The 12824-nt window shown below is 73.7% G+C and carries 9 protein-coding genes; 5 read left to right on the top strand and 4 right to left on the bottom strand.

Going from position 1 to position 12824, the window contains the following annotated elements; all coding sequences use genetic code 11:
- Positions 1–18 precede the first annotated feature (18 nt).
- Both OG299_RS16425 and OG299_RS16420 read right to left on the bottom strand, forming a co-directional pair.
- A complete protein-coding gene (locus tag OG299_RS16425) occupies positions 19–1584 on the bottom strand; it encodes a M23 family metallopeptidase (RefSeq protein ID WP_327361873.1) in 1566 nt (521 codons plus the stop codon).
- A gap of 221 nt (positions 1585–1805) precedes the next feature.
- The gene (locus OG299_RS16420) at positions 1806–2591 is read right to left on the bottom strand and encodes an esterase/lipase family protein (protein ID WP_266626320.1); all 786 of its coding nucleotides are present in this window, start codon (positions 2589–2591) and stop codon (positions 1806–1808) included.
- Between the two features lie 222 nt (positions 2592–2813).
- Here OG299_RS16420 and OG299_RS16415 point away from each other — a divergent pair, with 222 nt between their 5' ends.
- Positions 2814–3218, top strand: coding sequence for a coenzyme B12-dependent isobutyryl CoA mutase small subunit (locus tag OG299_RS16415; RefSeq protein ID WP_053786390.1), 405 nt, complete (start codon positions 2814–2816; stop codon positions 3216–3218).
- An 85-nt stretch (positions 3219–3303) separates the two neighbouring features.
- Here the strand turns inward: OG299_RS16415 and OG299_RS16410 are convergent, their stop codons facing one another.
- Complete coding sequence (locus OG299_RS16410) at positions 3304–5040, bottom strand: DUF5691 domain-containing protein (protein WP_442817591.1); 1737 nt, start codon at positions 5038–5040, stop codon at positions 3304–3306.
- A 100-nt stretch (positions 5041–5140) separates the two neighbouring features.
- Positions 5141–6481 carry an SWIM zinc finger family protein gene (locus tag OG299_RS16405; RefSeq protein ID WP_327361872.1) on the bottom strand — a complete coding sequence of 447 codons (1341 nt, stop codon included), beginning with the start codon at positions 6479–6481 and terminating at the stop codon, positions 5141–5143.
- A gap of 134 nt (positions 6482–6615) precedes the next feature.
- Here OG299_RS16405 and OG299_RS16400 point away from each other — a divergent pair, with 134 nt between their 5' ends.
- The 4 genes from OG299_RS16400 (at position 6616) to sucC (ending at position 12810) form a co-directional block, all read left to right on the top strand.
- Positions 6616–7722 (top strand): ATP-binding protein, encoded by a 1107-nt coding sequence (locus tag OG299_RS16400; protein WP_327361871.1) that lies wholly within the window; start codon positions 6616–6618, stop codon positions 7720–7722.
- Positions 7719–9983, top strand: coding sequence for a DUF5682 family protein (locus OG299_RS16395; RefSeq protein WP_327361870.1), 2265 nt, complete (start codon positions 7719–7721; stop codon positions 9981–9983). Before OG299_RS16400 ends, OG299_RS16395 begins: the two co-directional genes overlap by 4 nt.
- A gap of 226 nt (positions 9984–10209) precedes the next feature.
- A complete protein-coding gene (locus tag OG299_RS16390; RefSeq protein ID WP_327361869.1) occupies positions 10210–11361 on the top strand; it encodes a VWA domain-containing protein in 1152 nt (383 codons plus the stop codon).
- A 270-nt stretch (positions 11362–11631) separates the two neighbouring features.
- A complete protein-coding gene (gene sucC / locus OG299_RS16385; RefSeq protein WP_266626308.1) occupies positions 11632–12810 on the top strand; it encodes an ADP-forming succinate--CoA ligase subunit beta in 1179 nt (392 codons plus the stop codon).
- Positions 12811–12824 lie beyond the last annotated feature (14 nt).

Here is a 12824-nt window from a genome sequence, read left to right as displayed (position 1 = left end):
TTCCCCGGCCTGTCGGGCTTAGGTCGGGTCCAGGCCGTGGCTGCGCAGCCACGGCAGGGGGTCGATCGCCGAGCCGCCGCCGGGCCGTACCTCGAAGTGGAGGTGCGGGCCCGTGGAGTTGCCGGAGTTGCCGGAGTAGGCGATGACGTCGCCCGCCTTGACCTTGCCGGACCGGATCTTGGTGCTGCTGAGGTGGCAGTACCAGGTCTCGGTGCCGTCGGGCGAGGTCACTATGGCCATGTTGCCGTAGGCGCTGTTCCACTGGGTGCGCACGGTGCCGTCGGTGGCGGACATGACCGGAGTGCCGTAGGAGACCGGGAAGTCGATGCCGGTGTGCACGGACATCCACATGCCGCCGGCCTGGCCGAAGCTGGCGCTGAGGCCGTGCTGCGAGACCGGGATCGCGAACTTGGGGCGGGCCGCTTCCTTGGCCGCCTCCTCCTCCGCCTTCTTCTGCTTTTCGTCTTCCTGGCGCTGGCGCAGGTCGATGCGCTCCTGCGTGCGGCTCGCGCGGTCCGCGAAATCGCCCGCGTCGGCGCTGAGCGCCGTCAGCTGGGTGTCGAGCTTGCTGTTCGCCGCGACGGGCTTCACCGAGGCCGGGTCGGGCGCGGCCATCGTGGTGGTGCCCTCGGCGGGCTTGTCCGCGGCGGTGAGTCCGCCGACGGAGGCGGCCGCGACACCGGCGACGCCCATCACGCAGGCGGAGGGCACGGCCACGGTCAGCAGGGCGGAACGCTTCGCCGGGGTGCGGCGCCGGCTGCTGCCGCCTGCGGACGGAGAGGCGGCCGTGGACGCCGACTTGGTCTTGGCGCCGGCGCGGCGCGAGCCGCGCGGCACGGGCGCGGCGGCCGGGGTGACCGGCATGGCCTGGGTGGGCAGGTCGTGCACCGGGGCGGCCGCGAGGTCGCCGTCGAGATCGATCCCGAAGTCTTGGTCGAGGCCGTGCTCGAGCCCGAAGTCGTGGTCCTGCTCGGGGGCTTCACTGCCGAGGACCTCGAAGACGGCGGTCTCGCTGTAGACGTCGGCGGCGGGGGCGGCCGGCGCCTCGTAGGCGTAGGCCGCGTCCTGCTGCTGCGGTTGGTGCGCCTCGTGCTGCTGCTGATACTCGTACGGGTAGTCGTACGAGAAGGTCTGGGTCTGCTGCTCGTGCTGCGGGACGGTGTTCCAGGCGGTGGCGTCGTACGCGCCGGTCTCGGTGCCCGTGGTGCCGTAACCCGGCACCGCCCACTGCCCGGTCTGCGCGGCCTGCCCGGTCTGCTCGTAGCCGAAGGCGGTGGCCTGGTAGTCCGTGCTGCCCGGCTGGTTCCAGGCGCTCGCATCCCACTGTCCGGTGCCGGCGTCCTCGGTGACGCCGCCCTGGGCGGGGATGGTCGGCAGGTAGCCGCCGTCCTGCGGGTAACTGCCTTGGGCGGACCAGGCGGTGGAGTCGTACGCGCCGGTCTCGTAAGAGGCATAAGAGGCGTAGTCGTACCCCTGGCCCTGTGTTTCGTAGGAAACATAGGTCGAGTCACCAGCGAAAGTGGTGTCGGAAAGGCCGTCGTACCCGGAATCGGGGTACAGGCCCGACGAGGGGCGGTCGTTCACCAACTTCTCTTTCGCCTCGGCAGTGGGGGCCTGGGTGGCCAGGGAACTCGAGGTTCCCTGGGGAGAGCAGTGGCGTGACTGTACCCGGCGGTTACTGGCAACGACAATCTTCGAGCGGCTCCGAGCTTTCCGGAACCGGGCATTCGGCCGTCTTTCGGTCGCGGCAAGGCCGAGCCTTGGCCTTGAGTTCGAAATTCGTTCGAGTCCGGGTGGGTTGGTGTTCACGCGACGGAAGCGGCGTCTCCCAGGCTCTCGACCGCGGCCGGACCGGGTCCGTCGAGCGCGCGCCGGACCGCCGCCGTCACGGCGGGATGGGCGGGCAGGGCGAGGTGTCCGATGCCGGTGACCTGGACGTTCTCCACGCGGAGATCCGGATGCTCGATGCGGGCCGTCTCGGTCGGATCCATCAGCTCGTCGAACTCGCTCCAGAACGCCACGCATCGGGTCCGGCAGCCGGGCGCGGGTGCCCGCAGCTCGGCCATCACCTCGGAATCCGGGCGCATCTGCCGGACCAGCGGGTGGGCGTCCATGAAGGGGGCGACCCGTGTGCCGGAATGCGGGGTGCCGAGCGTGACGAGCGTGCGGACCCGGGCCTCGCCGCCGAGGCGCTGGACGTAGTACCGCCCGACCAGCCCGCCCAGGCTGTGCCCGACCAGGTCCACCTGCTCCTGTCCCGTGCGCTCGCACAGCTCCTCGACCCGCCGGGCGAGGTGGCGCGCGGTGACCCGCAGGTCGCGGGTGAAGGGGGAGTAGTTGTACGTCTCCACCTGCCGCCGCCCGCCCGCGGCGAGCGTGCGGCGCAGCAGGACGAAGACGGACCGGTTGTCGGTGAACCCGTGCAGGAGGAGTGCGGGTGTCTGCCCGAGGTGTTTCCTGCCGGTTTCGGCGGGCTTCTCCTGACGTATCCCGGTCGGGTAGAGGAGCAGGTGGCCGCCGAGGACCACCGCCTCGAGCACGCCGGCCCGCAGCGCGGCCCCGGACACGGGTACGGGTATGGACACCCCCATGGACGGCCCCCCTCAGCCTTGTGGGACAGCGCCTCTTGGGGTCGCGGCCGGCCGCGCCACCGTGCCGTGCGGCTGTCGGTACGGTGGCGCGGCGCCCCCGGTGCGGCTCCCCTGGCGGTGAATCAACGCCGTCCCACGTGTGATTTCCCCCTCGTGGTTGACCGTGAAACGGGGGTGTGCGCGATGCTGTACTTAACGTTCGTTCACTCGGGAGGCAGTGCGATGGGTGTGACCGGTCCGATCCGTGTGGTGGTGGCCAAGCCGGGTCTCGACGGCCACGACCGCGGGGCCAAGGTGATCGCGCGTGCGCTGCGGGACGCGGGCATGGAGGTCATCTACACCGGCCTCCACCAGACCCCCGAGCAGATCGTGGACACCGCCATCCAGGAAGACGCCGACGCGATCGGCCTCTCGATCCTCTCCGGCGCCCACAACACGCTGTTCGCGCGCGTCCTCGAACTCCTCAAGGAGCGCGACGCGGAGGACATCAAGGTCTTCGGCGGCGGCATCATCCCGGACGACGACATCGCCCCCCTGAAGGAAAAGGGCGTGGCCGAGATCTTCACCCCGGGCGCAACGACGACGGCGATCGTGGACTGGGTCCGCGCCAACGTCCGCACCGCGTAGCCGCCGGGCCACCGCTGCGGAGCCGATGCTGCGCAGCGGTACCCCGGGGTGTCCGCACGGTCCTGCCCGGCCCGGCCCGGCCCGGTCAGGGCCTCGGGGCCAGCTCCGCGAGCATCGTGGCGCGCAGGCGCAGCGTGGCGACCAGGCGCTGGAAGGCCTCCGACCAGTACGCCGCCGCGCCCGGAGAGGTGTCCGGCGGGCCGTCCGACGCCGTCGTCAGGGACTCCAGGTGGTCGGCCGCCGCGGGATCCAGGCAGCGTTCCGCCAGGCCCATCACCCCGCTGAAACTCCACGGGTAGCTGCCCGCCTCCCGCGCGGCGTCCAGCGCGTCCACCACCGCCCGCCCCAGCGTCCCCGCCCACGGCACCAGGCACACGCCGAGCAGCTGGAAGGCCTCCGAGAGGCCGTGGGCCCGTATGAACTCCGCGACCCACTGCGCGCGTTCCCCGTCCGGCAGGATCGACAGCAGCTTCGCCCGCTCCGCGAGCGACGCCGTGCCGGGGGCCGTCGCGGGCGGCGCCGAGGCCGCGCCGAGCAGGGCCTTCGACCAGTCCGGATCACGCTGGCGCACCGCCGCCCGGCACCACGCCGCGTGCAGCTCCTCCCGCCAGCTCTCGCCCTCGGCCACCGGCAGCGCCACGATCTCCGCCGGGCCGAGCCCGCCGAACCGCTCGCGCCAGCAGGACAGCGGCGCCGCCTCCACCAGCTGGCCCAGCCACCAGGCCCGCTCCCCGCGCCCGGCCGGCGGCCGTTTGACCACGCCGTCCCGGAGCATCCCCGCATCGCACTCGGCCGGCGGGGTCACCCCCTGCGGCCCCACGCAGGCCAGCGCCCGCTCCGCCATCCGCCCGGCCAGCGCGGACTGCGGCAGGGCGGACAGCAGCTCGGCGGCCGTCGCCCGGACGTTGCGGCTCCGGTCGCCCAGGGCCGCCTCCAGGAACGGCTCGTCCCCCGCCGCCAGCCCCACCCGCAGCGAGTCGAGGAACATCAGCCGGTCCTCGGCCCGTTCCGTGGCCCAGGTCGTCGACAGCAGCCGCGTCGCAGCCGCCGCCTCGTGTGCCCGTACGGCCCCCAGCAGGGCCACGCGCTCCGCGAACAGCCCCTCCTGCCACAGCCGTTCCACCCCGGCCCGGTCCTCGGGGCCGGGCAGTTCCCCCGCGCCGCCCGCCCCGCCGCGCAGGGCGAACCGCCAGTCCGGGTTCAGCCGGGCCAGCCACAGCCCCCGCGCCCCGGCCAGGGCCAGCGCCTGCGGGCGCAGGTCCGTACGGGCCCGGGCCGCGTCCAGCAGCGCCGGCACCAGCGCGGCCGGCGCCCGGTAGCCGTGCCGCCCGGCGGCGGCCAGCCACTGCGGCAGCAGCTCCGTCAGATCCGGGGCGGCCCCGCGCCGCCCGCCGCCGCCCGCGCCGGTCCGGCCGGCCAGCAGCTGGGCGAGCCGCCGCCGGGCCGGCTCCGGCGGGGCCGGGCGCGGATCCCGCGGTGCGGGATCCGGCCGCGGACCCGCCTCGGCGGGCCGCAGCCCGGCCCGGCGCCGTACGGTCTGCACGGCCGCGGCGTCGAGCAGGGCCGCCGGACTTCCCTGCCGCCGCCCGGTCCCCAACAGCGCGGCCCCGACCAGCTCCTCCCACTCCCCGTAACCCGCGTCCGCGGCGGCACCCGTAGTCGTAGTCGTAGTCGTAGTCGTAGTCGTGGTTGTCGTGGTCGTCGTCGTGCCCGTGGTCGTCGTGGCCGTCACCGTGTCCCTCCCTCTCGTCGTGCAGTGCTCCGGTCCCGCCCCCTCCGCGGGACCGGAGCAGCTTTCGTGCCCCGTCCGTCGACCCTTCAGCTTGCGTGGTTGTCGTTCACAAAAGCCCCCCGGCTTCGTCGTTTGTGCACGTCGGCGCCCCCGCGCCGACGCTCCCTCCCCTACAAGGGCCCCCGGCCCCTCACCCCAGGGCGACCGGTTCCGGGCAGCCCGGATGCCATGCCGTCAAAGGAGTGAATCCGCGGTGTCCGCATTCGCCGAACACCGTGACCGGGCCGCCGCCCGAGAGCGCGGCCAGCTGCCACAGCCCGGACCGCGACCCGCCGCCGCCGAGCGCGACCGGCAGCGCGCAGTCGCCCTCCGCGTCCGCCAGTTGCCAGCCCGTTTCCCCCGGTATCGGGATCACCGGGCCCAGCACCACCGGCCACGAGTCGAGCCACGGGTCCTCCCGCAGCGCCGCCCCGTACGCCTCCAGTGCCTCCCCCGTACTGACCCCGGCCGGGACCCGATCGCACGGCGCGGCCGCCGCGGATCTCTCCCCGAGATCCGCCCGCAGTCCCGCCGAACCGGGCCGGAAGCGAGCCTCCGCCTCCAGCACCAGCCCCACGGGCAGTGCCAGCCCCGGAGGCCGCCCGGGCGGACCGAAGTCCAGTACCAGGGCCGGGCGCCCGCTCCCCAGCCCGCGCAGCCAGGACCGCCGGGTGGTGAGCCGGCCGTCCGGTGACACCGAGTCGTACTGGGCCAGCACCAGCCAGCGGTCCCGTACGACCTCCCCCTCCGCTGCGGTACCCGGAAGCCCCACCCTGCTCCGGACCGTTGCGGCGAGCGGCTCCGGCAGGCCTGCCAGCCCGAGCCAGCCCCGGTTCAGCAGGTGCAGCAGCGCGCCCTCCTCCAGCATCCGGGCGGGCCATCCGGGACCGCAACTGGGTATCGTCCCCAACTCCCGCACCCGTGCGGCCAGTCCGGGCGCCTGGGCGTCGACCATCCGGGCGGCCGTCTCCTCCCAGGGCGCGTACCCCGCCTGCTGCTGGCCGGCCAGGCCCCCGCGCAGCACGTCCTCGAGCCGCTGCTCCAGTTCGCCTACGCCCGCACTGATCCGGGCCGCCCTTCGTTCGGCCCGGCGCTTCGCCGCCTCCTCGTCGACCGGTCTGCCTGCCGAGGCCGCGGGGCGCTCGGCCTTCGCCACCCGCTCCGCCAGCCACCCGGCGGCCCAGTCCGGCGCCTCGCCGGGCTCGCCGAACCCCTCCGCCGACCAGAGCAGCAGCAGTCCGATCGCGTGCTTGCACGGGAACTTACGGCTCGGACAAGAGCACTTGTACGCCGGGCCCCTCAGGTCCACGACCGTCCGGTACGGCGTACTGCCGCTGCCCTTGCACGACCCCCACACCGAACCGGAAGCGGAATCTCCGGTCTGCGACCACGGACCCGCCCCGCCCAGCTTGGCCCCCGCCTTGCGTGACGCATCGTCAGGAGCCAGAGCCAGTACCTGTTCCGCCGTCCAGTGGACCCCCTGCTCAGTCATGTGTCCCACCGTAGAGACCCCCACTGACAATCGCCCTGACCTGCAACAACGTTGTGAATGAAGGGCGTTGTCAGTGGCGTGGTGCACGGTTGTTCCAGCAGTCGGGAGCGGCTGCCGAGCATTGGAGGGGGACCATGACCACGCCCGAGAACGGCAAGGGCGCCCAGGCGCTGCGACCGCACGCCGAAGACGCCTTCGCGGACGAACTGAAAGCCCTCGCCGCCGCCGACGACCGGCCCCGCCCGGAGCGTTGGAAGCTCTCCCCGTGGGCCGTCGCGACCTACCTCCTGGGCGGCACCCTGGAGGACGGCACGGTCATCACGCCCAAGTACGTCGGCCCGCGCCGCATCGTCGAGGTCGCCGTCACCACCCTCGCCACCGACCGCGCCCTGCTCCTGCTGGGCGTCCCCGGCACCGCCAAGACCTGGGTGTCCGAACACCTGGCCGCCGCCGTGAGCGCAGACTCCACCCTCCTCGTCCAGGGCACCGCCGGCACCCCCGAGGAGGCGATCCGGTACGGCTGGAACTACGCCCGCCTCCTCGCCCACGGGCCCAGCCGCGAAGCCCTCGTACCGAGCCCCGTCATGCGGGCCATGGCCGAGGGCATGACCGCCCGCGTCGAGGAGCTCACGCGCATCCCGGCCGACGTCCAGGACACCCTCATCACCGTTCTGTCCGAGAAGACGCTCCCGATACCGGAGCTCGGCCAGGAGGTGCAGGCCGTGCGCGGCTTCAACCTCATCGCCACCGCCAACGACCGCGACCGCGGGGTCAACGAGCTCTCCAGTGCCCTGCGCCGCCGCTTCAACACCGTCGTGCTGCCGCTGCCCGCCACCGCCGAAGCCGAGGTCGACATCGTCGCCCGCCGCGTCGACCAGATGGGCCGCGCCCTCGACCTGCCGGCCGTGCCCGAGGGCCTGGAGGAGATCCGCCGCGTCGTCACCGTCTTCCGCGAGCTGCGCGCCGGGGTCACCGGCGACGGCCGTACGAAGGTGAAGTCGCCGAGCGGCACCCTGTCCACCGCCGAGGCCATATCGGTCGTCACCGGCGGCCTGGCCCTGGCCGCCCACTTCGGCGACGGCGTCCTGCGCCCGTCCGACGTGGCCGCCGGGATCCTCGGCGCCGTGGTCCGGGACCCGGCCGCCGACAAGATCGTCTGGCAGGAGTACCTCGAGACCGTGGTGCGCGAGCGGGACGGCTGGAAGGACTTCTACCGCGCCTGCCGGGAGGTGACGGCATGAACGGTACGAGCAGCCCGGCCGCCGAGCGGCGGGGGCCGCTGCTGCTGGGCGTGCGGCACCACGGGCCCGGCTCGGCCCGCGCGGTGCGGGCCGCCCTCGACGCGGCCCGCCCGGCGGCCGTGCTGATCGAGGGCCCGCCGGAGGGGGACGCGCTGCTGCCGCTGGCCGCCGACCCGGGGATGCGGCCGCCCGTCGCCCTGCTCGCGCACGCCGCCGACGATCCGGGCAGGGCCGCGTTCTGGCCGCTGGCCGCGTTCTCGCCGGAGTGGGTCGCCATCCGCTGGGCGCAGGAGCAGGAGGTGCCGGTTCCGGTGCGGTTCATCGACCTCCCGGCCGCGCACTCGCTCGCCGCGGAGACCGACACCGAAGCCGACCCGGACGCGGCCGGGTCCGTACGGCCGGACCCCCTCGCGGTGCTGGCCGAGACCGCCGGGTACGACGATCCCGAGCGCTGGTGGGAGGACGTGGTCGAGCACCGCGGCGCCGTCCGGGAGGACCCCCTCGCCGTGTTCGAGGTCCTCGGGGAGGCCATGGGCGCGCTGCGCCAGGCGTACGGGGACGGCGGCCACGCGCGGGACCTGGTGCGCGAGGCGTACATGCGGCAGCGGATGCGGGCCGCCCGCCGGGAGTTCGGGGACGCGTACGCCGTGGTGTGCGGGGCCTGGCACGTGCCGGCGCTGCGCGCGAAGACCACGGCCGCCGCGGACAAGGCGCTGCTCACCGGGCTCCCCAAGGTCAAGGTGGAGACCACCTGGGTGCCCTGGACCCACCGGCGGCTCGCCCGGGCCGACGGGTACGGGGCGGGCATCACCTCGCCCGGCTGGTACGCGCACCTCTTCGCGGCCCGGGACCGGCCGGTGGAGCGCTGGCTGACCAAGGTCGCCGGGCTGTTGCGGGAGGAGGACCGGCAGGTTTCCCCGGCCCACGTCATCGAGGCGGTCCGGCTGGCGGGGACGCTGGCCGCGGTGCGCGGGCGGCCGGTGGCCGGGCTGACGGAGACCCTCGAGGCGGTGCGGGCCGTGATGTGCGACGGCTCCGACATACCGCTCGCGCTCGTCGAGGACCGCCTGGTCGTCGGCGACGTGCTCGGCGAGGTCCCCGACGGGGCGCCCGTCGTGCCGCTGCAGCGGGACCTGACCCGGCAGCAGCGCTCGCTGCGGCTCAAGGCCGAGGCGCAGGAGCGCGAGCTGGAGCTCGACCTGCGCAAGGACACCGACGCGGCCAAGTCCCTGCTGCTGCACCGGCTGCGGCTGCTCGGCATCGGCTGGGGCACGCCGGCCGCCTCGCGGGGGAGCACCGGGACGTTCCGCGAGACGTGGCGGCTGCGCTGGGAGCCGGAGCTGTCGGTGCGGGTCGCCGAGGCCGGGATCTGGGGCACCACCGTCGAGGCGGCGGCCACCGCCAAGGCCGAGGCGGATGCGGCCGGGGCGGCGGAGCTCGGTGAGGTGACGGCGCTGGCCGAACGGTGCCTGCTGGCCGGGCTGTCCGAGGCGCTGCCCGCCGTACTGCGGGCCCTCGCGGACCGTGCCGCGCTGGACACCGACGTGGCAGGGCTCGCCAAGGCCTTGCCGGCGCTGGCCCGTTCGCTGAGGTACGGGGACGTACGGGGGACGGACGCGTCGGCGCTGCGGACGGTCGCGGGCGGGCTCGCGGAGCGGATCTGCGTGGCGCTGCCGCCCGCGTGCGCGGCGGGCCTGGACGCGGATGCGGCGGCGGAACTGCGGGGGTATGTGGACGGGGTCCACGGCGCGATCGGACTCCTGGAGGCGGACGGCCTGCGGGAGCGCTGGTCGGCGGTGCTGCGGGCGCTGGCCGGGCGGGACACGGTGCCGGGGGTGATCCGCGGGCGGGCGGCCCGGCTGCTCCTGGACGACGGGCGGCTGCCGGCGCAGGAGACGGCGCGGCTGATGGGGCTCGCGCTGTCCCCGGCGGCGGCGCCGGCGGACGCGGCGGGCTGGATCGACGGCTTCGCGGGGGGCGGGGGCACGCTGCTGGTCCACGACGAGCGGCTGCTGGGGCTGATCGACGCGTGGCTGACCGGCGTGCCGGAGCAGGCCTTCACCGACGTTCTGCCGCTGCTGCGGAGGACGTTCGGGGCGTACGAGGCGGGCGTGAAGCGGAGCCTGGGCGAGCTGGTCCGCCGCGGCCCGTCGGCGAAGCCCGCGCCGTCCCGGGCCCCCGAGGGCTTCGCCCCCACCCTGGACCCCACCCGCGCGAACGCGGTCCTCCCCGTCCTCCGTCTCCTCCTCACCCCGGCATGACCACCAGGCATCCCGGGGCGGAGCCCGGGGGACGGTGGAAGGGCGCGGCGGGGAGAGGCTCCACGCAGCGGTGGGGCGGAGCAGGGCGGGACGCATGGCACCGGCGGGCTCAGGGGCTCGGTGTGGCGGAGACGGAAATGGATACGCGGCGTCGGCGCGGGCCGGGGGCCGGGACGAGCGGGCGTCGGCGCGGGCCGGGGGCCGGGATGGGTAGGGGGACGGGTAGATGAGCAGTGCTGGGATCTCGGCAGTGGGCGACGCCGCCGCGGAGGCGCGGCTGCGGCGGTGGCGGATGGTGCTCGGGGGGGACGGGGACGGGACCGGGTACGTGCCCGGCGGGCGGGACGCCGGCATGGACGCCGCGCTCTCGGGGCTGTACGGAGGCGGAGCCGGGGAGCGGAGCGGAGGGCTCGGGGGCTCCGCGCCCCGCGTGGCCCGCTGGCTCGGGGACATCCGTACGTACTTCCCCAGCTCCGTCGTCCAGGTCATGCAGCGGGACGCCATCGAGCGGCTCGGCCTGTCCGGCCTCCTCCTGGAGCCCGAGATGCTGGAGGCCGTCGAGCCCGACGTCCATCTCGTGGGAACGCTGCTCTCCCTCCACAAGGCCATGCCCGAGACGACCCGGGAGACGGCCCGCGCCGTCGTCCGCAAGGTGGTCGAGCAGTTGGAGAAGCTGCTCGCGTCCCGCACCCGCGCCACCCTCACCGGAGCCCTCGACCGCTCCGCCCGGACCGGCCGCCCCCGGCACGCCGACATCGACTGGGACCGGACCATCCGGGCGAATCTGAAGAACTACCTGCCGGAGTACCAGACCGTCGTCCCCGAGCGGCTCGTCGGGTACGGGCGCGCCGCCCGGGCGGTGAAGAAAGAGGTGGTTCTCTGCATCGACCAGTCCGGATCGATGGCCGCCTCCGTCGTCTACGCCTCCGTCTTCGGCGCGGTGCTCGCCTCGATGCGTTCGATCGCGACCCGGCTCGTCGTCTTCGACACCGCCGTCGTGGACCTGACGGATCAGCTCGACGATCCGGTCGACGTCCTGTTCGGCACGCAGCTCGGCGGCGGCACCGACATCAACCGCGCCCTCGCCTACTGCCAGTCGAAGATCACCCGCCCTGCCGACACCGTCGTGGTCCTGATCAGCGATCTCTACGAGGGCGGCATACGCAACGAGATGCTGGGCCGCGTCGCGGCGATGAAGGCGTCGGGAGTCGAGTTCGTGACCCTCTTGGCCCTGTCCGACGAGGGTGCTCCCGCCTACGACCGCGAGCACGCCGCGGCCCTTGCGGCACTGGGCGCGCCGGCCTTCGCGTGCACCCCCGACCTGTTCCCGGAAGTCATGGCCGCGGCCCTGGAGAAGCGCCCCTTGCCCGTCCCCTGACCCGTCCCCGATCGGCCCCGCCGACCCTGGCAGATCACACGAACTTCCAGTTCAACCGTGAGGCGATCTGTGACAGGTATCACCGCTCAGGTGTGATCTCTGATTTAGGGACCCAGGTCCCACGGGGATAACCTGCGGGACGGACATGCCGCGTCCACGGTCACCGTGTGCGCCTCCCTAGTGACAGCGCCGTCACGTTGCCCTCCGCGGCACGCCCACGCAGACAACCGCGAATCACTGCGAATCTTTGAAGACAAGGGACGGACGCGCGTGGACCTGTTCGAGTACCAGGCGAGGGACCTCTTCGCCAAGCACGGTGTACCGGTGCTGGCCGGTGAAGTCATCGACACGCCTGAGGCGGCTCGCGAGGCCACCGAGCGGCTGGGCGGCAAGTCGGTCGTCAAGGCGCAGGTGAAGGTCGGCGGCCGCGGCAAGGCCGGCGGCGTCAAGCTCGCCGCCACCCCGGACGAGGCCGTCGCCCGTGCGACGGACATCCTGGGCATGGACATCAAGGGCCACACGGTCCACAAGGTGATGATCGCCGAGACCGCTCCCGAGATCCTCGAGGAGTACTACGTCTCGTACCTGCTGGACCGCACCAACCGCACCTTCCTGGCCATGGCCTCGGTCGCGGGTGGCATGGACATCGAGCAGGTCGCCGAGGAGACCCCGGAGAAGCTCGCCAAGGTCCCGGTGAACGCCAACGAGGGCGTGACCATCGAGAAGGCCCGAGAGATCGTCGCGCTGGCGCAGTTCCCGGCCGAGGTCGCCGAGAAGGTCGCCGAGGTCCTCGTGACCCTGTGGGCGACCTTCATCGCCGAGGACGCGCTCCTCGTCGAGGTCAACCCGCTCGCGAAGGTCGCCAACGGCGACGTCATCGCGCTCGACGGCAAGGTCTCGCTCGACGAGAACGCCGAGTTCCGCCAGCCGGGTCACGAGGAGTTCGTGGACCACGCGGCCGCGAACCCGCTCGAGGCCGCCGCCAAGGCGAAGAACCTCAACTACGTGAAGCTCGACGGTGAGGTCGGCATCATCGGCAACGGCGCGGGTCTCGTCATGAGCACCCTCGACGTCGTCGCCTACGCCGGCGAGAACCACGGCGGCGTCAAGCCCGCCAACTTCCTGGACATCGGCGGTGGCGCCTCCGCCGCCGTCATGGCCAACGGTCTCGAGATCATCCTCGGCGACCCGGACGTCAAGTCCGTCTTCGTCAACGTCTTCGGTGGCATCACCGCCTGCGACGAGGTCGCCAACGGCATCGTCCAGGCGCTGGCCCTGCTGGAGGAGAAGGGCGAGGCGGTCACCAAGCCGCTCGTCGTCCGTCTCGACGGCAACAACGCCGAGCTGGGTCGCAAGATCCTCTCGGACGCCAACCACCCGCTGGTGCAGCGCGTGGACACCATGGACGGCGCGGCCGACAAGGCCGCCGAGCTCGCGGCTGCGAAGTAAGGGCAGAGGTCACA

The sequence above is a fragment of the Streptomyces sp. NBC_01296 genome, from assembly GCF_035984415.1.
In the GTDB taxonomy this organism is placed as follows: Bacteria; Actinomycetota; Actinomycetes; order Streptomycetales; family Streptomycetaceae; genus Streptomyces.
The sequence above is the reverse complement of the archived record's forward strand: the minus strand, read 5'-3'. Positions and strand labels throughout refer to the sequence as shown.